The organism is Arthrobacter jiangjiafuii (genome assembly GCF_018622995.1).
Classification (GTDB): Bacteria; Actinomycetota; Actinomycetes; order Actinomycetales; family Micrococcaceae; genus Arthrobacter_B; species Arthrobacter_B jiangjiafuii.
The window spans coordinates 375168-398499 of record NZ_CP076022.1; the positions used below are offsets into that span (position 1 = coordinate 375168).

Annotated in this window: 24 protein-coding genes and 2 tRNA genes; 15 read left to right on the forward strand and 11 right to left on the reverse strand. The window is 64.3% G+C overall.

The genetic code is table 11. The annotated features are described in order from the left end of the window. Positions 1-59 precede the first annotated feature (59 nt). The 6 genes from KKR91_RS01920 (at position 60) to KKR91_RS01945 (ending at position 3724) form a co-directional block, all read left to right on the forward strand. Positions 60-863, forward strand: a complete 804-nt coding sequence (locus KKR91_RS01920; RefSeq protein WP_210231371.1) for a hypothetical protein — start codon at positions 60-62, stop codon at positions 861-863. Between the two features lie 179 nt (positions 864-1042). Beyond that, positions 1043-1546 (forward strand): hypothetical protein, encoded by a 504-nt coding sequence (locus KKR91_RS01925; protein WP_210231370.1) that lies wholly within the window; start codon positions 1043-1045, stop codon positions 1544-1546. A 45-nt stretch (positions 1547-1591) separates the two neighbouring features. Then, positions 1592-1765, forward strand: a complete 174-nt coding sequence (locus KKR91_RS01930; RefSeq protein ID WP_210231369.1) for a hypothetical protein — start codon at positions 1592-1594, stop codon at positions 1763-1765. A 152-nt stretch (positions 1766-1917) separates the two neighbouring features. Then, on the forward strand, positions 1918-2133 hold the full coding sequence (locus KKR91_RS01935; protein ID WP_210231368.1) for a hypothetical protein: 216 nt from the start codon (positions 1918-1920) through the stop codon (positions 2131-2133). Next, positions 2069-2425: an RHS repeat-associated core domain-containing protein gene (locus KKR91_RS01940; protein ID WP_210231367.1), complete on the forward strand. Its 357-nt coding sequence runs from the start codon at positions 2069-2071 to the stop codon at positions 2423-2425. Before KKR91_RS01935 ends, KKR91_RS01940 begins: the two co-directional genes overlap by 65 nt. An 849-nt stretch (positions 2426-3274) precedes the next feature. After that, entirely contained in the window at positions 3275-3724 is a 450-nt protein-coding gene (locus tag KKR91_RS01945) for a hypothetical protein (protein ID WP_210231366.1), read from the forward strand. 232 nt (positions 3725-3956) lie between these two features. On the opposite strand, the gene KKR91_RS01950 is transcribed toward KKR91_RS01945, so the two are convergent. The 3 genes from KKR91_RS01950 to KKR91_RS01960 all read right to left on the reverse strand — a co-directional run bounded on the left by KKR91_RS01950 (position 3957) and on the right by KKR91_RS01960 (position 6180). After that, entirely contained in the window at positions 3957-4520 is a 564-nt protein-coding gene (locus KKR91_RS01950; protein WP_210231365.1) for a DivIVA domain-containing protein, read from the reverse strand. A 190-nt stretch (positions 4521-4710) separates the two neighbouring features. Further along, positions 4711-5319, reverse strand: coding sequence for a DUF4352 domain-containing protein (locus tag KKR91_RS01955; RefSeq protein ID WP_210231364.1), 609 nt, complete (start codon positions 5317-5319; stop codon positions 4711-4713). A gap of 336 nt (positions 5320-5655) precedes the next feature. Continuing rightward, on the reverse strand, positions 5656-6180 hold the full coding sequence (locus KKR91_RS01960; protein WP_210231363.1) for a hypothetical protein: 525 nt from the start codon (positions 6178-6180) through the stop codon (positions 5656-5658). 36 nt (positions 6181-6216) lie between these two features. On the opposite strand from KKR91_RS01960, the gene KKR91_RS01965 reads away from it, so the two are divergent. Both KKR91_RS01965 and KKR91_RS01970 read left to right on the forward strand, forming a co-directional pair. Next, the gene (locus KKR91_RS01965) at positions 6217-6690 is read left to right on the forward strand and encodes a hypothetical protein (RefSeq protein WP_210231362.1); all 474 of its coding nucleotides are present in this window, start codon (positions 6217-6219) and stop codon (positions 6688-6690) included. A 120-nt stretch (positions 6691-6810) separates the two neighbouring features. Beyond that, positions 6811-7197, forward strand: a complete 387-nt coding sequence (locus KKR91_RS01970) for a VOC family protein (protein ID WP_210231361.1) — start codon at positions 6811-6813, stop codon at positions 7195-7197. A gap of 125 nt (positions 7198-7322) precedes the next feature. Here KKR91_RS01970 and KKR91_RS01975 read toward each other — a convergent pair. The 3 genes from KKR91_RS01975 to tadA all read right to left on the reverse strand — a co-directional run bounded on the left by KKR91_RS01975 (position 7323) and on the right by tadA (position 8574). Next, positions 7323-7410: transfer RNA gene (locus tag KKR91_RS01975), tRNA-Ser, on the reverse strand. Positions 7411-7537: 127 nt separating this feature from the next. Continuing rightward, positions 7538-8035, reverse strand: a complete 498-nt coding sequence (locus KKR91_RS01980) for a pyridoxamine 5'-phosphate oxidase family protein (RefSeq protein WP_237687450.1) — start codon at positions 8033-8035, stop codon at positions 7538-7540. Positions 8036-8103: 68 nt separating this feature from the next. After that, positions 8104-8574, reverse strand: coding sequence for a tRNA adenosine(34) deaminase TadA (gene tadA / locus KKR91_RS01985; RefSeq protein ID WP_420481413.1), 471 nt, complete (start codon positions 8572-8574; stop codon positions 8104-8106). An 86-nt stretch (positions 8575-8660) separates the two neighbouring features. Here tadA and upp point away from each other — a divergent pair, with 86 nt between their 5' ends. The 3 genes from upp to KKR91_RS02000 all read left to right on the forward strand — a co-directional run bounded on the left by upp (position 8661) and on the right by KKR91_RS02000 (position 11245). Continuing rightward, positions 8661-9296, forward strand: a complete 636-nt coding sequence (gene upp / locus KKR91_RS01990; protein WP_210231360.1) for a uracil phosphoribosyltransferase — start codon at positions 8661-8663, stop codon at positions 9294-9296. Between the two features lie 506 nt (positions 9297-9802). Further along, the gene (locus tag KKR91_RS01995; protein ID WP_210231359.1) at positions 9803-10660 is read left to right on the forward strand and encodes a winged helix-turn-helix domain-containing protein; all 858 of its coding nucleotides are present in this window, start codon (positions 9803-9805) and stop codon (positions 10658-10660) included. 60 nt (positions 10661-10720) lie between these two features. Beyond that, positions 10721-11245 (forward strand): SixA phosphatase family protein, encoded by a 525-nt coding sequence (locus KKR91_RS02000; RefSeq protein WP_210231358.1) that lies wholly within the window; start codon positions 10721-10723, stop codon positions 11243-11245. A 12-nt stretch (positions 11246-11257) separates the two neighbouring features. Here the strand turns inward: KKR91_RS02000 and KKR91_RS02005 are convergent, their stop codons facing one another. Then, a complete protein-coding gene (locus tag KKR91_RS02005) occupies positions 11258-12709 on the reverse strand; it encodes a dihydrolipoyl dehydrogenase family protein (protein ID WP_210231357.1) in 1452 nt (483 codons plus the stop codon). A gap of 147 nt (positions 12710-12856) precedes the next feature. On the opposite strand from KKR91_RS02005, the gene KKR91_RS02010 reads away from it, so the two are divergent. Next, positions 12857-14068, forward strand: coding sequence for an NAD(P)/FAD-dependent oxidoreductase (locus KKR91_RS02010; RefSeq protein WP_210231356.1), 1212 nt, complete (start codon positions 12857-12859; stop codon positions 14066-14068). Between the two features lie 104 nt (positions 14069-14172). On the opposite strand, the gene KKR91_RS02015 is transcribed toward KKR91_RS02010, so the two are convergent. After that, positions 14173-14248, reverse strand: a tRNA-Arg gene (locus KKR91_RS02015). 306 nt (positions 14249-14554) lie between these two features. Here KKR91_RS02015 and KKR91_RS02020 point away from each other — a divergent pair. Next, on the forward strand, positions 14555-16447 hold the full coding sequence (locus KKR91_RS02020; protein WP_210231355.1) for a phosphoenolpyruvate carboxykinase (GTP): 1893 nt from the start codon (positions 14555-14557) through the stop codon (positions 16445-16447). Between the two features lie 156 nt (positions 16448-16603). Then, complete coding sequence (locus KKR91_RS02025; RefSeq protein ID WP_210231354.1) at positions 16604-18136, forward strand: aldehyde dehydrogenase family protein; 1533 nt, start codon at positions 16604-16606, stop codon at positions 18134-18136. A gap of 44 nt (positions 18137-18180) precedes the next feature. Here KKR91_RS02025 and KKR91_RS02030 read toward each other — a convergent pair whose 3' ends face one another. Beyond that, positions 18181-18657 (reverse strand): hypothetical protein, encoded by a 477-nt coding sequence (locus KKR91_RS02030; protein ID WP_210231353.1) that lies wholly within the window; start codon positions 18655-18657, stop codon positions 18181-18183. 5 nt (positions 18658-18662) lie between these two features. Further along, positions 18663-20069, reverse strand: coding sequence for a phosphomannomutase/phosphoglucomutase (locus tag KKR91_RS02035; protein WP_210231352.1), 1407 nt, complete (start codon positions 20067-20069; stop codon positions 18663-18665). Between the two features lie 127 nt (positions 20070-20196). On the opposite strand from KKR91_RS02035, the gene KKR91_RS02040 reads away from it, so the two are divergent. Beyond that, on the forward strand, positions 20197-22386 hold the full coding sequence (locus KKR91_RS02040) for a RecQ family ATP-dependent DNA helicase (protein ID WP_210231351.1): 2190 nt from the start codon (positions 20197-20199) through the stop codon (positions 22384-22386). Here the strand turns inward: KKR91_RS02040 and KKR91_RS02045 are convergent. Continuing rightward, the gene (locus KKR91_RS02045; protein WP_210231350.1) at positions 22331-23320 is read right to left on the reverse strand and encodes a FadR/GntR family transcriptional regulator; all 990 of its coding nucleotides are present in this window, start codon (positions 23318-23320) and stop codon (positions 22331-22333) included. The two genes, KKR91_RS02040 and KKR91_RS02045, sit on opposite strands and share 56 nt — an antisense overlap. Positions 23321-23332 lie beyond the last annotated feature (12 nt).

A 23332-nucleotide genomic window follows, 5' to 3' on the forward strand; every position in this document is an offset into this window, starting at 1 on the left:
ATAAATGCAGTCCCAGAAAGTAACGAAAAACCGATGAGGATTTAATTGTGGTAGCTGGCATGGTGACATTCACAATTGTTGCCGTAGTACTGTTCGTTCTGCTCCTGTGGGTTCTCCACCGGGCGACGACTCAACAACTGCGCCGGGAAGCGGTGCCCGGAGCAAGGGTGCGGGTCAACGCCAGGGGTTTCGCTGCGTTGGCGTTAGCGATAGGGGCTTTCTGGGTGGCCCTGTGCGGTGGCGCGTTGCTAGCCGTATACCAGGGGGTCCACCCCATGCTGTTGAGCTTGGGGATCGTTGTTCTCTTGGCGGCTGCAAGGCCCAGGCTGGCGCCTCGCATTCATCCTTTCGTTATCCGTCCGGGGGATGACGACCCGACAACACACAAGGCCGGGATGCGTCGTGATGATGCTGCGGTGTATGCCGAGCACAGGGCGGCTATAGCGCGGGGCGAGCAGCGCGCACTGCGTTGGACGGTGACGGGTGAACCGTACAGTTATGCCAAGGATGAGCATGTGGCACCGGGTGACGATCGGTATAATCTCAGATCGCTGTCAGTCGGTATTCCTGTCGCAGTGGGGTATGCGTGTGCTGCGGTTCTGATTGCGGGGCTTGTTGTCGGCCAGCTGGTCCGGGGCGAACCGCTGAACTGGGTGTTGCTCATCGGAGTTGTTGCCTTCATCGTCACGGGGCGCCCGGCCTTCGTGTTCTGCCGGGATGAGTTCCGGGCCTCGAGAATCCGGAAGAAGCGGGGTGTTCCCCGCCCTGACCGAGCACAGGAGATCCAGCTTTCCGACGTCGATGGTCCGGGAGCGGCACTGATAGATCTAAGGAAGCGACCGGAAAAGGGTCTGCAGGGATAACTCCCTCACCGCGTCTTCATGTCACCATCAGGCCATACCGCTTCGGGAGTGGGTGCTTCCTCCGCTGCAGTGGCCTCCGTCTTAGGCGACTCCTCAGCGCGACTCGCTCAGGCAGAAAACGCCAGCTAGAAGTTCCCAGGAGCCTCGGCCATGAGTCCAAACCCCCAGCTGGGGAGCTCATGTTAGAGCTGCATATGGTGCGGCACACGCAGACGCTATCGTTGGCAGCGGGAATTTTATACGTACGAACTTGGATGGGCGCCTTGATAAATAGTGATTTAAGTGTCGGCGACGATAAGGACGGGGTCGGTGGACTAACGGCAGAGGATTTGGAGCTGGGGAAAAAGGCAGTCAAGATTATTAGCATTCTTGCTGCCGTTGCTTTAGCCGTGTCGATCGGCATCACTGTTTTTGTCTTTATGAGCGTTCCTTGGGAAACCAGGCTGCCCTATGAAGGGCAATACGGGAGGAACGGCCTTCCCATGCAGGTCGCCATGTCTATGTGCATTTTAAGTCAGGTCATTTTTTGGCGTGTTGGCAAAAAGCCGACTGCCCACCATATGGGTAGAGTGTCCCGCGGTCTTTACTACGTCCTAGCACCCGTGATGATTGTCGGGGCTGTATGGGGCCAGTGTGTACTTGCCAAATCGATCCTGGTCGAAGGTGGGGCTCTTCCGGGCTAGTGCATTTTGGCGGCCTGGGATCGCGGTAGGGAGGTGGATGGTGTCATGGATGTGCCGATGGGACGTGTTACTGGATCGATTCCTGTTGCTCTGGTCAATGACTACGCCACGGTCGAATTGGCAATGGATGATTTCTTCCAGAATCCGGCAGTTGAGCCTGTGGGGCCGGTATGGGTGATGGGTGACATGGCAGAAGGCTCGCGGCTGTCAGCGGGCTAGGTGCGGTTCGGAGCCCGCCGGCACCGAGCTGGTCTTCGACAAGCACGATAAGTGACCGTAGCCGTCCTGCCCGAGGGCGCCCGCTGGGGTTTCACCCACGGAGCCACCTCTCCTGCCTGGCAGGAATTGCTGACCCCGCCGGTCACGACTGGGTGCGGGAGTACGACAAGATTGGCAAGCTCACCGCCGTCGTCGACCCCACCGGCGTCCGCACTGATGCCGCCACGGACCGCAGGACCAGCACCGCCACCGTCGCCGACGCGTTCTCCTCCTGGACCATCAGCTTCGACGAGTACGACCCCTGTGGCCGCCTGGTCCTGCGCCTGGCCCCCGGCAACTGGCAACGGTGCCGCCCGCTATGGGTATGACAAGGCGGGCCGGCTGAGTTTCTCGCAGGACTCCTGGTACCGGACCCGCCGGTTCAAATACAACACCGCCGGAGAACTCACCGAGTCCATTAACGGTGTGGGCGGGCGGACCCTGTTCGAGTACGACGTCCGGGGCCGGCTGATCCGGATCACCGACCCGCTTGGCTTCGATCCGTTGGCCCCGGTGTTGGGTGCGGGCTGGGACGGCAACCCTTACGCGTACGCCGGGAACAACCCGTTGAACGCCAGCGACCCGACGGGCCTGCGCGCCCATTGGCCGATGAGGATCTGAAGGCGTACGACGCCGCCCGCCGTCGCCCACCGCGGCGCGCTGGCCGACGCCGGGGCTGCCGTAGGTGACTGGTGGGACTGGAAAGGAAACCGCGGACACCCGGGTCATACGCCCGCGCGCCCAACCATTCCAGGCTGGCAACATCCAGTCCGCCGTTACCGGTCAAGCTAATCCCGGCCGGCAAGCCACCGGACATCCCGGAAGCACCCGGACCGGTTACCGCAACACCAGGTTCCGGAATGACCGAGGCTACGAAGGCCCAGGACGGGACAGTGGATTGGAGCCCAAGCCGGCGAAGAGGCCGTCATCGGTGGCATTGGAGGACTTGCCGGCGGGGTCGCGGCAGGAGTTCTGGCCAAAGCCGCCCCGATAGCGGCTCGGGCGGGGGCGCGTGGTGTGGTCCCAGCGGGCGAGTCCGGAGCGACATCCGGCGCCGCTGAATACCGCCTCAACACCGAGGGAGAAAAGACCGCGGGGGTATATCTAGGCCGCAGGAATAGGCTTTGTGACGAACGCGGCGTTCGGTTATGCCGGCGGCAAGCTCGCGGATGCAGCCACCTCGAGGTTGCCTATTCCACCCGCACCGCCGGCAGGGATAGCCCTACCTGAGGCGGTCGTTTCGCCTTGGGCGCCGGTGGTGCAAGATGTTGCAGGGCGCGCAGTGGGGATTGCCCAAGCGGTGGTTGAGACGGGGATCGATGAAGGTGGCATCCACAGGAAGGAAGATCTTATTCCAGCCATTATCGGAGGTGCACTGGATGGCTCCGGTGGACCCGTAGTCCAGCACCATTCAGCTTCAAACTAGTATAAAAGGGGACAATGGGATTGAGTGAATAACAGGAGAATTGAATGAGTATTCCACCGGGGAGTGCGGCGTCAGGTGATCTGCCAAGGAAGCCACCACGATCGTTGATATCGAATTTGGTTTTTTGGGGATCGGTGTCAACACTTGCGGTATTCCTCTTATCGGTCACGGTTGGTACGTGGCTCATCGGTGCGTACGATGACAGCCACCGGGATCGAATCGAATGCAATGTAACCGATGCCACAGGTGGCACCTATAGTCCAGCCGGTCGTACTGTCGGGTCCAGGCCAGATCTAACAATCAGCACGTCTGACTGCGGGAGGTTGTCATTGCTGCACGGATTTGACCAGGCCACCAATGATGCTATGGCCGAGGAGCTGGCACAGGGAGGAAAGTTCGAGTTTGAGATGGGGCAGGCGACCCGGGCATTGCAGGGACTTTTTCATGCCGTGGGCATGAACCCAACTGTCTTTTCGTACGAGAAGATCGGCTGAATCAGCCAGCAGCTGTGTGTGAGGTGACGCCGCCGGCCTAGTCCAGGCAGGCTGTATATAAATCCGGCTCCCCGAAGGCCGTTTCAGGGTGCAGCATCCAGCTTCGAGGAAGGGTCCACCCGTTCGGGTGGACCCTTCCTCTTCAGCGGTGTCTCGCAGCACGGCGCAGCGGAGTGCATCGGGTTCGCTGGATTCTGGCCAGACATAGGCCGGTTGCCCCTATCGGCGCATGTCAGTTCCGGCCGGTTGAGGAAAAACCTCCCAAGGTGTTACCGGAAATCTCGGACCTGAGCTGCTCGTTGGCGGCGTTCCATTGCCGAAGGCCCACCACAATCCGGTCCAGAAAATCATCCACTTTGCTCGGTGAACAACCTTTCGGGAATCTCATTGTCGAGAACTTCTGGTTCACTACCTGATCAGGCGTGAGAACAGGATTGCCTAACAGGACCGGCTGACTCAGGGGATCGGATCTCTTCAGCTGAAGGCGTCGGTTTTCGTCGGCGAGTCGCCGCAGTTCACGCACTGCTTGATCCAGCAGTTGCCCGACCTGCTCCGGTTCGTACCCTCGTTCCCCCAATTTCGGGGGCTGGAATCTGACTGCCTCGACGTCTTCGGCGGTCAGGGAAGGCCGGAATTCGGCCCCCGATTTGGTGCCGGAGGCTCCCTTGGATTTCATCGTCTTTGAGAGCACGAAAATCAACGCCACCACGCCTGCAGCTACCCCCAGCCAAAGCAGGAATGAGCCGCCGGGTTCAGTGTCCTGCTGGGCCAATTCTGAAACTTTTTCCATGAACATAAATTGCTACCTTTCGGGACAAGCTACCTGTGCAGGATCATCTACGGCCTGAATTTCGCGCGGTTATGGGCAACGCCCCGGCCATTAGGTCGGGGCGTTGCCATATCTCATGGTCCTGGTGCGTAGAGCACTGCGCAGAGCACCGTAGACCCGGGGGCTGTATTCGAGCTAGTCGAGGGCCACCAGGAAATCATGAGAATTTTCCTGACCGAATTGCGCCACGATCATACTCGACGTGTTCGCATGTTCCCACCGGCATCTGCAGGATCGCGTCGGCGGTCACGGAGGAACCGGGCTCCGCGGGTCCTGCCTTGGACTCGGTCGGCTTAAGTGTTGAAATGTCGTTAAACGTCGTGAGGTAACTGTTGTCGTTATCGAAGACGTCCTTCCAATTCTTGTTTACCACCTTGAAACTGGTTCCTCCTTCCGCAGGTTCATCGCCGTTGTATTTCCACGTCGCGGTAAGAGTCACCCATGTATTGCCGGCGTCAGGGGCCACCTCGGCGATAATGCTGTCCATGGCGGCAATCTCGGCGTTTGCGTCCAAGTTGACGCTGTCGATCGTGAGTGACCAGTCGCCGTCGACCATTTCCTCACCGATACTGTAGGAATTCGCCAGCGTTCCCTTCTCATCACCTTCCGGCCATACCGCTTCCGGCGTGGGTGCTTCCGCCGCTGCTGCAGTGGATTCCGTCTTAGGTTCCTCCTCAGCGGGACTCGCGCAGGCAGAAAATGCAAGCAGGGACGACAGGGCCAGCGCGAGAACTGCGGTACTCCTGCGGGCAGTGAGATGTGGCATTTTTCTTAGTTCCATAACGTGCATCCAATCGATTTACACACCCCCGATACTTCTCCGCCGCTCGGGCAACTAGGAAGGGGCGTGCGTACACACGGGATGCACTGTTCCATGCAATAACATCTCGGTCATGAACCGGTGCTATCGATGAAACAAAACCCGAGCTAGAAGATACGGATTGGTGCCGTGGTAAATAATGGTGCGGGGTCCAATAGTGGGAATAAAGCAGAGCAGAGTGGATTGACTGAGTTGGATCTCCGACTGGGGAAAAAGGCCACTAAGTATGTGAGCACTACTTCTGCGGTTGCGCTCGCTCTGCTTCCTATTCCTTCCTTCTTTTTATGTGGCGGACGGGCAGGAAGCCTGAGCCGGATCGTATGGGAAAAAAGCGTCGTCGCTTTTTGTATGTGCTCGGAACAACGCTGGTCCCGGCCTTTGTGTACCGGTCAGTTGGCCTTCGCGTATGCAATTCTGGTTGGTGGTGGGAAGCTTGTTGGTGTCGCTCTTAGTTAGGTCCCAGGAGCCTCGGACATGAGTCCAAACCCCAGTTGTCACCTCGCCCGTCAGCGGGAATCCGGGTTCGCGGGACCAGATGTTTGACTCGTCCGTTTTAAGCGTCGAAACGTCGTTGAAGGTGATGCCGTACGTGTTCTCCATATCGAACGCGTTGTCCCAGTTTTCGATGACGATCGCGAATCGGCTCCCCCTCTGCAGGTTGGTGACTGTAGGGCGCATAGTGGGGTTGTCTAAACGGCAGTTGAGGAGGGGGACGATGCAGGTGGCAGTCTGGAATTCCCTAGCGCTATGCCAGCCGTTGTTGGAGGTGTGATAAATGGCTCTGGAGGACCCGTAGTCCGGCGCCATGAAGCATCAAATTAGTATGGGAGGGGAACACGAAAATTGAGCGATCGAAAGAGGAATGCATTGGAAGGCCCAACCGAGGGTGAGCTGTCAGCGGATCGGCCAAAGAAACGACAACGATCGTTTTTGAGTAATTTGGTTTTTTGGGGATCGATGTCAACGCTTGTGGTATTCCTCTTATTGGTCACGGTTTTTCCGTTGACCCTCGGTGCGTACGACGACAGTCACCGGGATCGAATCGAATGCAATGTAACCGATGCCATAGCGGAGGACGACAATCCCAGGGGTCGTCGTTCCTGGGCCACACCAGACGTAATGATCAGCACGTCTGACTGCGGGACTTTATCGCTGGTGCATGGCTCTGGCAAGACGGCCAATGATGCTATGGCCGAGGAGCTGGCACAGGGGGGAAAGTTCGAGTTTGAGATGGGGGCGGCGACCCGGGCATTGCAGGGATTTTTTGATTCCGTCGGCATGAAGCCAGAAGTTCTGTCATACCGGAAGATCGACTGAGTCAAGGCTTCGATCTGCTTGTCTGTTAGCAACACTTCATCGGGTGTGGGCTTCCGAGTACCTCCAATGAGCCGGAAGACCTCGGTACCAAGACCTCTGGCCGTCCGTTAGGCTGCCCCCATGATGAACATGAACATCGTCTGGTGGGAAGTCGAAACCGAAGCCCCCGAGAAGTTCATGTCGTTCCATCGCGATCTCCACGGTTGGACGTTCGCCCCCGCGTTCGAGGATTCAGAGTTCGACGCGAGCTATTGGATCATCAGTAGTGGCGAGTCGGGAATTGGAGGTCTTCAGCGCGCAACCGAAGGAACAGCGCCTACGGCCGGAACCCGGGTCTATTTCGAAACTGATGGTCTCGAAAGCTTCCTTTCACGAGTCCGGGAGTTCGGCGGCCAAGTCGAACGAAGCAGAACTGACCTCGGCGGCGATGACCGCTGGTTCGCAACGTTCCTGGATTCATGTGGGGTGTCCTTCGGCGTATGGACTGATAGAGCCCCCAACGAGTAACACCACCTCTCGACAGATACGATCCCTTCCAGCTGCACACTCTCTGGATAGGACGTTGGGAGCGCATGTCGCACCAAAAAGACCTTGGAAATGCAGAAAACCCCCGGTTTCCCGGGGGTTTTCGCTGGCGGTGACGGTGGGATTTGAACCCACGTTGGCTTTCACCAAACAACATTTCGAGTGTTGCACCTTCGGCCGCTCGGACACGTCACCAACTCGTCAACCTTACCGGCTAAAGGGCCTGCAACCCAAAACGGCCGCAGTGGCAGCCGTCCGCACGGCTCAGGCCACTGCCTGGAATGGTCCCAGCCGGCGGCCGACGGCGAACCAGCCGCCTGGATCAGAGGTCGACGATGCCGGTCTTGCCGATATTTGGGGTGTCCCCGGTAGCGGCGCTCTTGGCGATCTTGAACATGGTGGCCACCCGCGGCTCGTCCGATGCCCAGTATTCGGCCGTGTGGGCATCCACCTTGATCAAGGCGATCGACGGATCCTCCCGGCCCTCTTCAAACCAGGCCGCTGCGGAGGTCTTCCACAGCTCGTCGATCTTGGCCTCATCCTTGGTCAGGGATGCCGTACCGCTGATCGACAGGTAGCCCTTGGAATCGTGCACGGAGACGTTCACGTTGGGGTTTGCCCTGATTTCCTCCGCCTTGGGGGAAGGGTCCTGGGTGAAGAACCACAGATTGCCGTCGGAATCCGTTTCCTGCAGCTGCAGGGGCCGGCTCACCAGGTTCCCCTTGAGGTCCTCCGTGGTGAGCTGGGCAATGTCCGCTTTTTCGAGGATCTTGATGACAGTATCCAGTCCGTCCGACTCTGAACCGATGGATGAACTCATGGGTGAACTCCTTAGGTATCGGGCTCTGAGATAGCAAGCCTACTGAGGGTGTCCGGCCCTGTCAGCAGTCAGCTCTGCCTCCGGACAGCGAAAAAGTCGGTGAGCAGCGTGGCGCACTCTGCCTCACGGACCTCCGGAAAAACCTCGACCCAATGGTTCAGCCGGCGTTCGCGCAGGATGTCAAAAACGGATCCCGAAGCCCCGGCCTTCTCGTCCCAGGCGCCGAACACCACTTTGGGAACCCGTGCCAGCACTATGGCGCCGGCACACATGGCACAGGGCTCCAGCGTGACAACCAGGGTGCAGCCGGCCAGCCGCCATTCGCCCACCGCGGCCGCGGCCTGTCGGATCGCCACCACCTCGGCGTGGGCCGTGGGGTCACCGGTGGCTTCGCGCTCGTTGCGTCCGGTGCCGATCACCGTGCCGTCCGGACCGACGACGACGGCCCCGATGGGCACATCGCCGGTATCCAAGGCGCTGCGCGCCTCGGCCAGGGCCAGGTCCATCCACGCCTCGTGCTGCTTTGTGGGGGGCATCATGGTCCCATCTTCCCGCAGTTGGCGAGTGGGCCGGGAACCGTGCCCGGGCACAGAGGGAACCCGCCGCTCAATGGTAGTTTTGAAGCATGCGCGTACTCGTAGTGGATCACCCCCTAGTTGCCCACAAACTCACCGTTCTCCGTGACAAAAACACCCCTTCACCGGTGTTTCGCCAGCTCACGGAAGAACTCGTAACCCTTCTGGCCTATGAAGCCACCCGCAACGTCCGCGTTGAGCCCGTCCAGATCGAGACTCCGGTCACGGCAACGGTCGGCACCGGCCTGGTTAAGCCCACCCCGCTGGTGGTGCCGATCCTCCGCGCCGGCCTGGGCATGCTCGAAGGCATGACCCGCCTGGTCCCCACCGCAGAAGTGGGCTTCCTGGGCATGGCACGCAACGAGGAAACCCTCGAAGCGATCACCTATGCGGAACGGCTTCCCGATGACCTCACCGGACGCCAGGTCTTCGTCCTGGACCCGATGCTGGCTACCGGCGGAACCCTCCGTGAGGCCATGAAGTTCCTCTTCAAGCGCGGCGCCGCAGACATCACGTGCATCTGCCTGCTGGCGGCACCCGAGGGGCTGGCTGTACTCCAGGAGGAGCTGGCTGACGCCAACGTCACGATCGTGCTGGCTTCCATTGATGAGCGGCTCGACGAAAAGTCCTACATTGTGCCCGGCCTGGGCGATGCCGGCGACCGACTGTACGGCGTCGTCGACTAAAAGCCTTACCGGGAGGGTTTCCGGGATGTCCAGCATGTGGACACCCCGGAAATTACTTGACGCGCACCCGAAGATAAGATCACTTATTTTCGGGTGCGCTTTTTTGTCCCCTAAGGCCCTGTAATCCGGTGATTCCGCATCGCAGAGGGAAATTGCCTGCACCCGCTGCGCGCCCGGGTAAGACGGGGGCTATGGCGTGAGCTGGGTCACAAATGGCCCAGTTTGTCCACATGCTGAGACAATGTGGGCATTGTTACTTGCGCGTACGCCTTTGTTACATGCAATAATCCGTAATGTGAACATCCACACGGCAGCACCTGCCGCACTCCTTCCCACCGGCCCCGCCGGGACGAAGATGTGCTGTTGTCGAATGCACGCCTGAGTTACCCACCCCCATTTCTCAGGCACCACTCAGGCCCAATGACGGGCGAAAACCGCGCCATCTCGACCGGGCCCACCCCCAGCATTCGAGCCGTGATGACGGTCATTCACAATGAGGTTGCAACATGTCAGTAGCATCAGGGTACGTCCACATTTCACTGCGCAATGCGCAGAATCGCGCCGGTGCAGCCCGGCAGGGTGCGGCAGGGGAGTTCCCCCGCCAGTACGGCGCGCCGATGTACGCCCCCCAGCAGCAGTACGGGATCCAGGGGTTCGGCCAGCAGCCGCTCCGCCCGCTGCAGTCAGTATCCGAGACGTCACCCATGACGGCGCCCATGCCCGTGGTGACGGGCAACGGAGTTCCCGGACCCCAGTCGGTCAGCAATGACACGGTGGCACGCGGATTCGTCATTTACGTAGGCCTCGATGAGGACACAGCCGCAGCCAACGGCACGTCCCTCACCAAACTTGCGCAGGACATGCGGGCCCATATCCAGACGCTGGTTCCCGGAGCCCAGAGCCACGCCGCCGTTGCGTTGGCACCGGCCGAGGCGGCGGGCGCCGATATCGACGTCGTCCGGCAGGCGCTGGGCGATCCGACCGCGCGCCGCCATCGTCCCGAGACTGCCCCGCCCGTGCAGCCCCAGAGCGCACCGCGGCCCTCCGGCGTCCTGATCGATCTGGCCCGGCGCGAGGTCCACCTCGACGGGGACACCCTGAACCTGACCTTCAAGGAATTCGAGCTGCTGAACTACCTGGTGGAGAACGCCAGCCGGACGGTCGGGCGCGAGGAGCTGCTGGCCGGGCTGTGGCGCAACGCCGAGGAAGTGCCCAACGAGCGCACCATCGATGTCCACATTCGCCGGCTGCGTTCCAAGCTCGGACGCCTGGCCAACACCGTGCGGACGGTCCGTGGCCAGGGGTACCGCTTCTATGAGCACCCCGAAGTTGTCGTCTGGGCCGCCCCCGAATACAGCATCTGATGCGGCAGGCGGTGCCGGCACTGGAAATCCGGTGCCGGTACCGCCGATAGACTTGGCCCCATGAGCGGCCACCACCTAAAAAAGCTGATGCTCCTGCGGCACGCGAAGGCGGCGTGGCCCCGGGACGTGTCAGACCACGAGCGGCCGTTGTCCAGCAGGGGCCACCGAGATGCCCCACTGGCCGGCCGATGGATGGTGGAAAACAGTTCCATTCCGGACTTCATCCTGTGCTCCTCGGCGCTGCGCACCCGGCAGACCTGCACCTGGATCTGCGAGGAACTCGGCGACAAAGGACCCACCCCCAAGCTGGAGGACGGCCTCTACAGCGCCACCGCAGCGCAGATCCTCAGTGTTATCAACAATGTTCCGGAAACCGTGACCAGCCTGCTGGTCATTACCCATCTGCCCGGCGTCCAGGACCTGGCCATGCGGCTGGCCTCGGTCGAATCCGACGAGGATGCCGTGATGGAGATGGCCACTGACTATCCGACCTCCGGACTGACCGTCATGGAAACTGCCAAGCCCTGGGCCGAGCTCGACGGGCGCGATGCGCGCATCACGGATTTTGTGGTCCGCCGCGGCTAAGCCCGCGCCTCATTACAACCCGTACTTCTCCAACAGGCGCAGCCACACCTCGCTGATCGTTGGATACGACGGAACCGCGTGCCACAGCCGCTCCAGCGGCACCTCGCCGGTAATGGCAATCGTGGCCGCATGCAGCAGCTCCGACACCCCGGGCCCGGCGAAAGTCACTCCCACCAGGACCTTGCGGTCTTCATCCACCACCATCTGCGCCCATCCGCGGTAATCGTCGGCAAACAGGGCGGACCCGGCCACCGAGAGCTCCAGCGAGGTTTCGGATGCATTCACGCCGTCCGCCCGTGCCTGCTCCAGCGTCCTGCCGACCATGGCGATTTCCGGATCGGTGAAAACCACCTGCGGAACCGCGTAATGGTTTGCCGTCGAGACCTCCCGGCTCCAGGGGGCCGGGGCCCCGGCCCCGGACAGGCTTCCCCGGGCCCGGGCGGTGATCGCGGCGCCGGTGGCCCGGGCCTCGTATTTGCCCTGGTGCGTCAGCAGCACCTTTCCGGCGGCATCTCCGACCACGTACAGCCAGTCGGTGCCCTCCACCAGCCCGGTGTCATCGGAGGCCAGCCGGACGGCGTCCAACCCCAGCCCTTCCAACCCCAACCCGGACAGTGCGGGGGTGCGGCCGGTGGACACCAGCAGTTTGTCCGCGGCCAGCACGGATCCGTCGGCCAGCCCCATTTCCACCCCGCCGTCCACTGTGCCGCGCACAAAATCCGCCCCTATGAAGGTGCGGACATCGACGCCGTCGGCGGCCAGACCGGCCTTGACCAGCTCGCGGGCCGGTTCCGGATAGTTGTCCAGCACGTCGTGCCGCGCCACCAGGGTCACCGTGGAACCGATCCGGGCCCAGGCCTGCGACAGTTCGGTGCCGGCCACTCCGCCACCCAGGACCAGCAGCCGCTGCGGCACTTCATGCGCCGAGGTGGCCTCCCGGGTGCCCCAATAATCCATCCCGTCCAGCCCCTTTATCGGCGGAACCACGGGAGTCGAGCCGGTAGCCAGCACGACGGCGTGGCGCGCCACCAGGGTGAGCGGACCGCCGTCGTCGTTGGTCTCCACGCGCAGCTCACGCGGGCCCAGCAGAACCGCGCGCCCCCGCACCAGCCCGATCCCGGTGGCCCGGACCCACTCTTCCTGCCCGGCGTCGTCCCAGTGGGAGGTGAAACTGTCGCGGCGCTCCAGTACGGACCGGGCATCAAGGGTGCCGGTCACCGCCTCCCGCGACCCTGCCACCGATCGGGCCGACTGCAGTGCGGTGCCCGGCCGCAACAGCGCCTTGCTGGGCATGCACGCCCAGTAGGAACATTCACCGCCGATCAGGGCCGGCTCCACCAGGACCGCTTCCAAACCACCCTGCACCACCCGGCCTGCCGCGTTTTCACCCACGGCGCCGGCGCCGAGGACGACGACGTCGGTTTCGATCCGTTGCGGGCCAGGAATATCACCGTCTTGAGTCATGCAGAGAGCTTGGCACGGGGCGCCTGCCCCGCGGAACCCCGGCGGCGCTGAGTCGCTGCAGGTCGGCCGGCGTACCGATAACCCGCGCCGGCACGCCTAGGCTTGAGGTACTCCACCACATGGTCTTCGGCTAGGAAATCACAACACATGGCATTGGAATCGGTTCTCATCGCAGGCGGCGGCATGGCTGGCTTTGCCGCTGCCGGCGAATTGCGTATGCGCGGCTTCGAAGGCCGGCTGACGATTGTTGACCCGGAGGGGCTGCCGTACGACCGGCCGCCGCTGAGCAAGGACTACCTGCGCGGCAGCCGCAGCGGCACGGACATTCTGCTGGCGGGCGAAGCCTGGTACGCCGAACGGAACATCGAGGTCGTCACCGGCACGGCAGTGGAGCTGCGCGCAGACTCTCCCGCCCTGGTTCTGGCGGACGGCCGGGAGCTGGCCGCCGACAAGGTGGTGCTGGCCACCGGCGCAGCACCGCGCCGGCTCGGCATTCCCGGCGGCACCCTGGACTCGGTGCACCACCTCCGAAACCGCGCCGACGCGGACCGGCTGCGCAGCGCCCTGCATGACGGCGTGCGGCTGGTGATCCTGGGGGCGGGGCTGATCGGAGCCGAAACGGCATCCACTGCAGTGGGCCTGGGGGCGCAGGTCACGCTGATCGATCCGGTGGATCCGCCGCTGGTGCCGGCAGTCGGGACAGCGCTGGCGCACCGCCTGCACCGAATGCACGCAGAACGCGGCATCCGCGTCATCACCGGCATTCCCGCAGCCATCACCGCGGACCGGACCGGCCACCACATCGAGCTGCTGGAGGGGGAAACCGTGGACGCCGATGTGGTGCTGGTCGGCATCGGCATCGTTCCGGAAACCTCGCTGGCTGCCTCTGCAGGCCTGGACCTCGACGACGGCATCCTCGTGGACGACCACCAGCTCACCAGCCACCCCAACATCTACGCGGTGGGCGATTCCGCGCGGACCCGGCTGCCGGACGGTACGCTGCTGCGCCGGGCCGAACACTGGGAACATGCGAGGAACAGCGGAACCACAGCGGCCGCTGCCCTGCTCGGGCAGGAGCTTCCGGTGCACGGCGCACCCTGGTTCTGGTCCGACCGCCACGGCGTGCATGTCGAGGGAGTGGGGTCGATGGCGGGCCCGGGGAGCATTGTTGACCGCGTGATGGACGGCATTCCCGTTGCAGGTTTCCGGCTCGACGGCGACGGGTACCTCGCCGGCTGCGCTGCTGTTGACGGGGGGCTGACGGTGCGCGCCGCCCGCCGCATCATCAACCGGCGGATCCGCGTTGATCCTGTCCAGCTTGCCGATCCCGCCGTCGAACTCCGGAAACTGGCGCGCTGACCCGACCGGGTGCTCCCGGCGCGGGAGGTTCCGGACCCGGTCCGTGCCGGGACGCAAAAAAACCCGGCTTGACCAGTATTTCTACTAGTCAAACCGGGTTTAGCTGGTGCGCGCGAAGGGATTCGAACCCCCAACCTTCTGATCCGTAGTCAGATGCTCTATCCGTTGAGCTACGCACGCATTTCGGAGTTTTTGAACTTCCGGCCCCGTTGAGGCCTTTCCTTCAAAGTTTGTCCGTGGCTGTTTGGCCGTAAATAACTATAGCCCAGTTTCTGAGAGCTGCCTAATCGGCAGGCGTGACGTCACACACTAGACCGGTCTATATGACCTTCGTCACATCGGAGTATGCTGGGCCACACAGGTTCCTTGAAATCTAGGCGATCCCGGCACGTCCACGCTTATTGATATTACCTTTTTGGACCGAGACGGCGGCCGGCCGACAACTAGCATCAAAAACACACCACTGACCCAACGAAGGGAAGAGTCATGGGCGATGACGCGCGTCAGCTAGTTCTTGATGAGAGCGGCCAGAACGCTGCTCCGAGCCATTTGGACAGCAACACCCCGGGGGCCTCTGCGGAAGCACCCACCACTCACCAGGCCCTGCTTGCGTGGGTTCAGCAGGTGGCCGAGCTGACGCAGCCCGATCGCGTGTATTGGGTCGACGGTACCGAGGCGGAAAACAGGCGCCTCACCGACGAGCTGGTCGAAGCCGGAACCCTGACCAGGCTCAACGAGGAACTCTTCCCGAATTCCTTCGCCGCGTTCTCCGATCCTAAGGACGTGGCCCGGGTCGAGGAGCAGACCTTTATCTGCTCCGAGAAGAAGCAGGACGCCGGCTTCACCAACAACTGGATGGAACCGTCGCAGATGCGGGCCAAGCTGGACGGCCTGTTCTCCGGGTCCATGCGCGGCCGCACCATGTACGTCATTCCCTTTGTCATGGGCCACCTTGAAGCCGAGGATCCCAAGTTCGGCGTGGAAATCACCGACAGTGCCTACGTTGTGGCCTCGATGCGGATCATGGCCCGTATCGGCACCGACGTACTGCGCAAGATGGAAGAACTGGACGCCTTCTTCGTTCCGGCACTGCATTCCGTCGGCGCTCCGCTGGCCGAAGGCGAGCAGGACGTGCCCTGGCCCTGCAGCGACGATAAGTGGATTGTGCACTTCCCCGAAGACCGCTCCATCTGGTCCTACGGCTCCGGCTACGGCGGCAACGCCCTGCTGGGCAAGAAGTGCTACGCCCTGCGCATCGCCTCCATCATGGCCCGGGACGAAGGCTGGCTGGCTGAGCACATGCTCATCCTGAAGCTCACCAGCCCGGAGAAGAAGGACTACTTCGTGGCGGCGGCCTTCCCGTCCGCCTGCGGCAAGACCAATCTCGCCCTGCTGGATCCGACCATCGAGGGCTGGAACGTCGAAACCCTCGGCGACGACATCACCTGGATGCGCTTCGGCCACAACGGCGAACTGCGCGCCACCAACCCCGAGGCGGGCCTGTTCGGCGTCGCACCCGGTACCGGCTGGAGCACCAACCCCAACGCCATGCGTGCCATCGCCAAGGGCAACTCCATCTTCACCAACGTGGCACTGACCGACGACGGCGGTGTCTGGTGGGAGGGCATGACGGACGACGCCCCGGCGCACCTGACCGACTGGCTGGGCAATGAATGGACGCCGGAGGCCGGTTACCCGGCCGCGCATCCGAACTCCCGTTTCTGCACGCCGATCGACCAGATCGACATGCTGGCCGAGGAATACCACTCACCGAACGGCGTGCCGGTCTCCGCGATCCTCTTCGGCGGCCGCCGCAAGACCACGGTTCCGCTGGTGACGCAGTCCCGCGACTGGACCAACGGCATCTTCATGGGCTCCACGCTCTCCTCCGAGACCACCGCCGCAGCGGCCGGCCAGGTCGGCGTCGTCCGCCGCGACCCGATGGCGATGCTGCCGTTCATGGGCTACGACGCCGGCGACTACCTGCGCCACTGGATCACGCTCAGCGGTAAGGCCAACCAGGAAACCCTGCCCAAGATCTTCCTGGTCAACTGGTTCCGCCGCACGGCCGACGGCGGCTTCGCCTGGCCCGGTTTCGGTGACAACTCCCGCGTGCTCAAGTGGGTCATCGAACGCATCGAAGGCACCGCCGACGCCGTGGAAACCCCGATCGGCTACGTGCCCACCGGCGAGTCCCTGGACCTCACCGGCCTGGACATGACCCCGGCCGACGTCGAGGCTGCGGTGCGCGTCGATCCCGCCGAATGGGAAACCGAACTGGCCGGCATCGAGGAATGGTACGCCCGCTTCGGCGAGTCCCTGCCCGAGGACCTCGTTGCCGAACTGCGCACCCTCAAGGAGCGCTTCGCGGCGGCGTAGCCTTTCCATCAAGCACCACCAGCGGGGCCCCTTCCTTTGTGGAAGGGGCCCCGCTCGGCTTAACCCAAAGTTCCGGGGAAGCCTCCGTTGCGGGCTGGCCCAGGAGTAGCATTTTTCAAGCCAGGCCGTGCTTTGTCCCCAGGCAGGAGAGCTCCCATGAGCAGCACCGTGCAGACTGGAAATGCTCCGCATCGATCCTCCCTCCCGGCCCCGGCTGTCGATGCAGGCACCGACGGGCCCACGGGAGTGGCCTTTGCCGTAGCCCGCGCCACAGATGCAGTCCGGTGGTGGCAGGACCAGGGCTTTCGCGGCAGGAAAAGGCTGCTGCAGGCCTGGAAGCAGGCGATGGCCGACGACGCCGATGAGCTGGCGGCCGTGATGACCGCCGAAACCGGCAAACCGGACGACGACGCACTGCTGGAAATTCTGCTGGCGCTGGGTCATCTCGACTGGGCCTCCAAGCACGCGGAGAAGGTGCTGCGGCGGCGCGCTGTATCGTCCGGCCTCGTGGCACTGAACCAGAAGGCCACCCTTGGCTACGAACCATACGGGGTGGTGGGAGTGATCGGGCCCTGGAACTATCCGGTGTACACCCCCATGGGCTCCATCTCCTTCGCCCTGGCGGCAGGCAACGCAGTGGTCTTCAAACCCAGCGACCTGACTCCCGGCACTGCCCTGTGGATCGGGAACAAATGGGCACAGGTCAGCGGCGGGCACCCGGTTTTCCAAGTGCTCACCGGAGGACCGGACACCGGGGCGGCCCTGGCCCGCTCCGGGTGCGGCAAAATCGCCTTTACCGGGTCCACCGAAACCGCCAAGAAGGTGATGGCCGCCTGCGCTGAGACGCTCACGCCGATGGTGGCCGAGTGCGGGGGCAAGGACGCCATGCTGGTGACGGCCGACGCCGATCTGGCGGCAGCAGCTTCCGCCGCCGTGTTCGGCGGCATGGCGAACGCGGGACAGACCTGCGCCGGGGTGGAGCGCGTCTATGTGGACCGGGCCGTCTACGCACCGTTCCTGTCGCTGATGGTGCAGGAGGGCCGGAAGCTGGTTACCGGGACGGGGGAGGGGGCCGACTACGGACCCATGACCCTTCCTGACCAGGTGAACGTGGTGGCAGCCCATATCGATGCCGCCCTCGAAGCCGGCGGCCGGGCGGTGCTCGGCGGGCGTGGCTCCGTCCGGGACGGCAGGTTGATCGATGCAGTGGTGCTCACCGACGTCCCCGAAAACAATGCCGCCGTGCGGCGGGAGACCTTCGGGCCCGTCGTCGTCGTTAACCCGGTGGACACCATGGACGAGGCAGTGGACCGCGCCAACGGAACAGGCTACGGCCTGGGCGCCTCAATTTTCAGCGGCAGCCGGACGACTGCCCGGAAGCTGGCCGCACGGCTGAGGGTCGGCGTGGTCACAGTGAATTCGGTGCTGGGCTTCGGGGCCATCGGGTCGCTGCCCTTCGGCGGCGTCAAGGACTCAGGATTCGGGCGGACCCATGGCGCGGACGGACTGCGCGAATTCAGTACGCCCAAGGCCATGACCGAGCAGCGTTTCGCTCCCCCTCTGGACCTGCTGCGGATGCACCGGTCGGAGCGGGATATGAAGGTGGCCCGTGCCGCGCTGCGGTTCCTGCACGGGACCCGGCGGGGCCTGTTCCAGGGGCAGCAAAAAGCCGGCGGCACCGTGCGTTAAGCGCGGTGCCGCCGGCCTGGGCAGTTCGAGAGTTGGGCTGAGGCTTAGGCTTCTTCGGTGCCCGCTGCGGACTCTTCGGTGTTCCAGATGAGCTGGTCGCCGGATTCCCACTGCGGTTCGCTGAACGTCCACTCGCCGTCGGCCTCGGAGTAGGTCTGGATCGCGGAGATGCAGACGCCCTCGGAGTGCTCGGCCACAACGTGGATGGCGTCGGTGGCTTCGTCCGGAAGGTGGATGTCGGAGAAGACGGCCGCGGCGCGGTTGTCGCCCTTCTGCTCGGTCAGCACCTGGTAGATGTCATCGATCATGGCATCGGCGTCGAGGTCTTCGTCGGATTCCTCGGGGGCAACGGCAATCATCCGCAGTTCGCCGTCGTTCTGGACGACCAGGGCGGCCGGCAGGAAGGCGCCCTGCGCTTCCAGCTGTTCCTGGGCCACGCCCAAAGCGGTGCCCAGCAGGGAATTGAGGTCCTCCTGGACCTGCGCGGAGGGCTCGGCGCCGTTCAGTTCAACATCAGCCATTGGTTTTAGTTCCTAACTAGTTCAAGTACGCGGTCGCGGACCCGCACCATGGTGGGGAGGTCTTCGGCTTCGGCGTTCAGCCGGAGGAAGGGTTCGGTGTTCGACGCGCGGAGGTTAAACCACCACTGTCCGTCATCTGAGGTGAAAGTCAATCCGTCGAGGGTGTCCACGGTGACGCCGGCACGCTCAAATTCGGCGCGGACCCGGGCCACTGCCGCGGGAACGTCGGAGAGCTCGGAATTGATCTCGCCCGAGGAGAAGTAGGGCTCGTATTCGCGGGCCAGATCCGAGAGCGGCAGGGTCTGCTCACCCAGCGCCGCCAGGACGTGCATGGCGGCGAGCATGCCGGTGTCTGCGTTGTAGAAGTCGCGGAAGTAGTAGTGGGCAGAGTGCTCGCCGCCGAAGACAGCGCCTTCCTCGGCCATCAGGGCCTTGATGAAGGAGTGTCCCACCCGGGTGCGGACGGCGCGGCCGCCGTCGGCCTCCACCAGTTCCGGCACGGCGCGGGAGGTGATGAGGTTGTGGATGATGACCGGCGTCGCTTCGCCGGCGGCCTTGGCGCGCGCGATTTCGCGGCGGGCCACCAGAGCGGTGATGGCGGACGGGCTGACCGGATCGCCCTTTTCGTCGATCACGAAGCAGCGGTCGGCGTCGCCGTCGAAGGCCAGGCCCAGGTCCGCGCCGTGTTCGACGACGGCGGCCTGCAGGTCGCGCAGGTTCTCCGGCTCCAGCGGGTTGGCCGGATGGTTCGGGAAGGACCCGTCCAGCTCGAAGTAGAGGTCAACGATGTCCAGCGGCAGCCCGGGCAGCAGGGTATCGCCCAGGACTGCAGGTGTGGTGAGGCCGGCCATGCCGTTGCCGGCGTCGACCACGACCTTCAGGGGGCGGATGCCGCCCAGATCCACCAGGGACCGCAGGTACTCGGAGTAGTCGCGCAGGACGTCGCGGACGCCGATCTGGCCGGGGGTCTCGACAGCCGGAATGCTGCCCGCATTCAGGTACTGCTCCGCGAGGGCCTGGATGTCGTAGAGGCCGGTTTCGGACGAGATGGGGACCGCTCCGGCCTTGGCCATCTTGATCCCGTTGTACTGCGCCGGGTTGTGGCTGGCGGTGAAAGTGGCACCGGCAGCGTTCAGCACGCCGCAGGCGTAGTAGAGCTCGTCGGTGGAGATCAGGTCCAAGAGCAGGACGTCGGCGCCGCGCATGGTGGCGCCGGCGGCGAAGTCCTTAATGAACTCCGGGGAGGACGGGCGCATGTCGCCGCCCACCAGGACCGTCTGCCCGGCGAGGCCGAGCACGTCCACAAAGGCCGCGCCAACGGCCTTGACGATCTGCGGGGTGATGGTCTCGCCAACGACGCCGCGGACGTCGTAGGCCTTGAAGGATGCGGAGAGATCGAATGCACTAGTCACCCCGACAGTCTATAGGCCTGCCTTCCGCCCGCCGTCGTAGGCGGTCCTGTCCACAGGTCCGGGTGCTGTCCACAGGTCCTGGCGCTGCCGGAGGAAACAGTCAGCGGGGGCTGGAATAGTGGAAGGTATGGAAATCCAGCAAGACACCAACGTTGACCGTGCCACCACCAGCGACGCCGGCGGGCTGTCCGGGGGCGGGGTCCCGGCGGCGGATCCTGCGCTGCGCGCCGAGGCCACCGGCCTGCTCCGGGCCCTGGTCGGCAATGAGGCCGCAGAGTTCCACGACGGCCAGTATGAAGCCATCGAGGCTTTGGTGTCCGGCGGCCGGCGGGCCCTGGTGGTCCAGCGCACCGGGTGGGGCAAATCAGCGGTCTACTTCGTGGCGAGCCTGCTGCTGCGCGCCCGCGGGGCCGGCCCAACCCTGATTGTCTCCCCGCTGCTGGCGCTCATGCGCGACCAGGTGGCGGCCGCTGCGCGGGCCGGCGTCCGTGCCGTGGCCATCAACTCCGCCAACCAGCTGGAATGGCAGGACATCTCCGCCAAGCTGGCCGCCGATGAGGTGGACGTGCTGCTGGTCTCGCCCGAGCGGCTGAACAACCCGGGGTTCCGCGAAACCCATCTGCCCGAGCTGATCCGCCGCTCCGGGCTGCTGGTGATTGATGAAGCGCACTGCATCTCGGACTGGGGCCATGATTTCCGCCCGGATTACCGGCGGATCCGCAGCCTGATCGAACAGCTGCCGGCCTCGGTTCCGGTGCTGGCCACCACTGCGACGGCCAACTCCCGCGTGGTCAAGGACATTGAGGAACAGCTGGCCTCCGGCGGGGAGGACGTCTTCACGATCCGGGGTGCGCTGGCCCGCCGGTCGCTGCGGCTGGGCGTGCTGCGGCTGCCCACCGCCAAGGCCCGGCTGGGCTGGCTGCTCACGCACATCGATGAGCTTCCGGGCTCGGGCATCATTTACGCGCTGACCGTGTCCGCGGCGGAGGACACGGCGCGGCTGCTGCAGAAGGCCGGGCATCCCGTGCTCGCCTATACCGGCCGCACCGATCCGGCCGACCGGGAGCAGGCCGAGGCGGCGCTGAAGAACAACGAGGTCAAGGCCCTGGTGGCCACCAGCGCGCTCGGCATGGGCTTCGACAAGCCGGATCTGGGGTTCGTGGTGCACCTCGGGGCGCCATCCTCGCCCGTGGCGTACTACCAGCAGGTCGGCCGTGCCGGCCGCGGAACCCCCAGCGCCGATGTGCTGCTGCTGCCGGGTGCCGAGGACAAGGACATTTGGGAGTACTTCGCCACGTCCTCCATGCCGGCGGAGGGCCCGGCCACCGCAGTGCTGACCGAGCTCGCCTCCGGCACGGTGATGTCCACCGGTGCCCTGGAAACGCGGGTCAACCTGAAGCGGTCGCCGTTGGAACTGCTGCTGAAGGTCCTGGCCGTGGACGGAGCCGTGGAACGGGTCTCGGGCGGCTGGCGCGGGACGGGCCAGCCCTGGAGCTATGACCGGGAGCGGTACGAGCGTATTTCCGCCGCCCGGGTCAGGGAGCAGCAGGCCATGCTGGACTACGAAACCACCACGGGCTGCCGGATGGAGTTCCTCTCGGTCCAGCTCGATGACCCGGCCGCAGCCCCCTGCGGGCGCTGCGACAACTGTGCCGGGCGCTGGTTCTCCGGCGAGGTGGCAGCCGAGGCCACGGACAGCGCCGGGCAGGCGTTGAGCCGGGTCGGCGTGGAAGTGGACCCGCGCGGCATGTACCCGTCGGGGATGGACAGACTGGGCGTTCCGGTCAAGGGCAAGATCAAGCCGGAGGCTGCACTGTCCACCGGACGGGCGCTGGCCCGGCTCACGGATCTTGGCTGGGGCGGTCGGCTGCGGGAGATCTTCGCCCCGGACGCCGGGGACACCACCGCGGACGATGCCCTGCTGCAGGGCTGCGTGCAGGTGCTCGCGCAATGGGGGTGGACCGAGCGGCCAGTCGCTGTGGTCAGCATCCCCTCCCGGTCCCGGCCGAATCTGGTCGGATCGCTGGCACACGGCATTTCCACCCTGGGCCGGATTCCGTACCTCGGCGCCCTGCAGCTGCCGCACGGCGGACCCACGGGGGGATCAGGCGGGAACAGTGCCTTCCGGCTGGCGTCGGTCTGGGACCAGTTCGCCGTACCGGAAGAAGGTGCGGCCTGGTTCGCGGCCAATCCCGGTCCGGTCCTGCTGGTGGATGATTACGCCGACAGCCGGTGGACCCTCACCGAGGCGGGCCGGGTGCTCAGGCAGGCCGGCGCGGCTTCCGTGCTGCCTTTTGTCCTGGCGTTGAAGGCATAGCAAACAGCTCGTAGAGCGCCGGTTCGCGGGCAATCCGGGCGATCTGCGGCTGCACCGGAGCCTGCGTTTGGGCGGGGGTCGGCTCCCGGGTTGCCTCAGGCACAGGGGCCGGGGCTGGCGCCTGTACCGGCGCCGGTGCCTGGACGGGCAGGGCAGCGGCCGGAACGGCAGCCACGGGGCGCGGGGCCGGCTGCACCTGCTGCTCCTGCTGCACCGGTACCGTCGCCGGTAGCGACACCGGAACAGCCGGAACCGTGCGCGGCGCGGGAGTCCGGCGCAGCCAGCGCTCCGCCGAGGCCACATGCACCGTCATCAGGGACCGCACCAATTCGGCGTCCCCGAGCGTCAGAGCTTCCAGGATGGCCGCATGCTCCTCCAGCACGGACGCCGCAGCCCCGGCCTCGGTGATCCGCTGCCAGGTCCGCAGGCGCAGAGCGCTGCCGGTCAGCGAATCCAGCAGCCCGGCCAGATAGGGATTGCCTGAGGCGCGGCCGATATGGGAGTGGAAGGCGAAATCGTGGGCGGCCAGCTCGAGGGCAGTGCCCTGCGGATCGGCGTCGTCCAGGCAGGAACGCAGGGCGGCCACCGCGCGGGCGTCCATCCGCCCGGCGGCATGCGCTGCCGCGCCGGGCTCCAGGATCCGCCGGACTTCCAGGAGTTCAGGGGCCGACGTTTCCTGATGGATTTCCACCATGAAGCCCATGGTTTCGGTCAGCAGACCCGGCTCCAGGCTGGTCACATAGGTGCCGTCACCGCGGCGGACATCCAGGACGCGGATCAGCTCCAGGGCTTTTACTGCCTCACGCAGCGAGCTGCGGGACAAGCCCAGCTGGTCGCTCAGCTCATTCTCCGGCGGAAGCCGGTCACCAGCTTTGAGCTGCCCGCTGACGAGCATCTCCTTGATCTTGGTAATCGCTTCATCGGTAACAGCCACCCGACTATCTTA

What these genes read in the sequence shown, in the direction of transcription:
- KKR91_RS01950 (WP_210231365.1), bottom strand. Translation starts at nt 4,520, where the DNA reads ATGTTCATGGAAAAAGTTTCAGAATTGGCCCAGCAGGACACTGAACCC.
- KKR91_RS01920 (WP_210231371.1), top strand. Translation starts at nt 60, where the DNA reads ATGGTGACATTCACAATTGTTGCCGTAGTACTGTTCGTTCTGCTCCTG.
- KKR91_RS01970 (WP_210231361.1), top strand. Translation starts at nt 6,811, where the DNA reads ATGATGAACATGAACATCGTCTGGTGGGAAGTCGAAACCGAAGCCCCC.
- upp (WP_210231360.1), top strand. Translation starts at nt 8,661, where the DNA reads ATGCGCGTACTCGTAGTGGATCACCCCCTAGTTGCCCACAAACTCACC.
- KKR91_RS01955 (WP_210231364.1), bottom strand. Translation starts at nt 5,319, where the DNA reads ATGCCACATCTCACTGCCCGCAGGAGTACCGCAGTTCTCGCGCTGGCC.
- KKR91_RS01980 (WP_237687450.1), bottom strand. Translation starts at nt 8,035, where the DNA reads ATGAGTTCATCCATCGGTTCAGAGTCGGACGGACTGGATACTGTCATC.
- KKR91_RS02040 (WP_210231351.1), top strand. Translation starts at nt 20,197, where the DNA reads ATGGAAATCCAGCAAGACACCAACGTTGACCGTGCCACCACCAGCGAC.
- tadA (WP_420481413.1), bottom strand. Translation starts at nt 8,574, where the DNA reads ATGATGCCCCCCACAAAGCAGCACGAGGCGTGGATGGACCTGGCCCTG.
- KKR91_RS02005 (WP_210231357.1), bottom strand. Translation starts at nt 12,709, where the DNA reads ATGACTCAAGACGGTGATATTCCTGGCCCGCAACGGATCGAAACCGAC.
- KKR91_RS02030 (WP_210231353.1), bottom strand. Translation starts at nt 18,657, where the DNA reads ATGGCTGATGTTGAACTGAACGGCGCCGAGCCCTCCGCGCAGGTCCAG.
- KKR91_RS01960 (WP_210231363.1), bottom strand. Translation starts at nt 6,180, where the DNA reads ATGGCGCCGGACTACGGGTCCTCCAGAGCCATTTATCACACCTCCAAC.
- KKR91_RS01995 (WP_210231359.1), top strand. Translation starts at nt 9,803, where the DNA reads ATGTCAGTAGCATCAGGGTACGTCCACATTTCACTGCGCAATGCGCAG.
- KKR91_RS02010 (WP_210231356.1), top strand. Translation starts at nt 12,857, where the DNA reads ATGGCATTGGAATCGGTTCTCATCGCAGGCGGCGGCATGGCTGGCTTT.
- KKR91_RS02020 (WP_210231355.1), top strand. Translation starts at nt 14,555, where the DNA reads ATGGGCGATGACGCGCGTCAGCTAGTTCTTGATGAGAGCGGCCAGAAC.
- KKR91_RS02000 (WP_210231358.1), top strand. Translation starts at nt 10,721, where the DNA reads ATGAGCGGCCACCACCTAAAAAAGCTGATGCTCCTGCGGCACGCGAAG.
- KKR91_RS01930 (WP_210231369.1), top strand. Translation starts at nt 1,592, where the DNA reads ATGGATGTGCCGATGGGACGTGTTACTGGATCGATTCCTGTTGCTCTG.
- KKR91_RS01945 (WP_210231366.1), top strand. Translation starts at nt 3,275, where the DNA reads ATGAGTATTCCACCGGGGAGTGCGGCGTCAGGTGATCTGCCAAGGAAG.
- KKR91_RS02025 (WP_210231354.1), top strand. Translation starts at nt 16,604, where the DNA reads ATGAGCAGCACCGTGCAGACTGGAAATGCTCCGCATCGATCCTCCCTC.
- KKR91_RS01925 (WP_210231370.1), top strand. Translation starts at nt 1,043, where the DNA reads ATGTTAGAGCTGCATATGGTGCGGCACACGCAGACGCTATCGTTGGCA.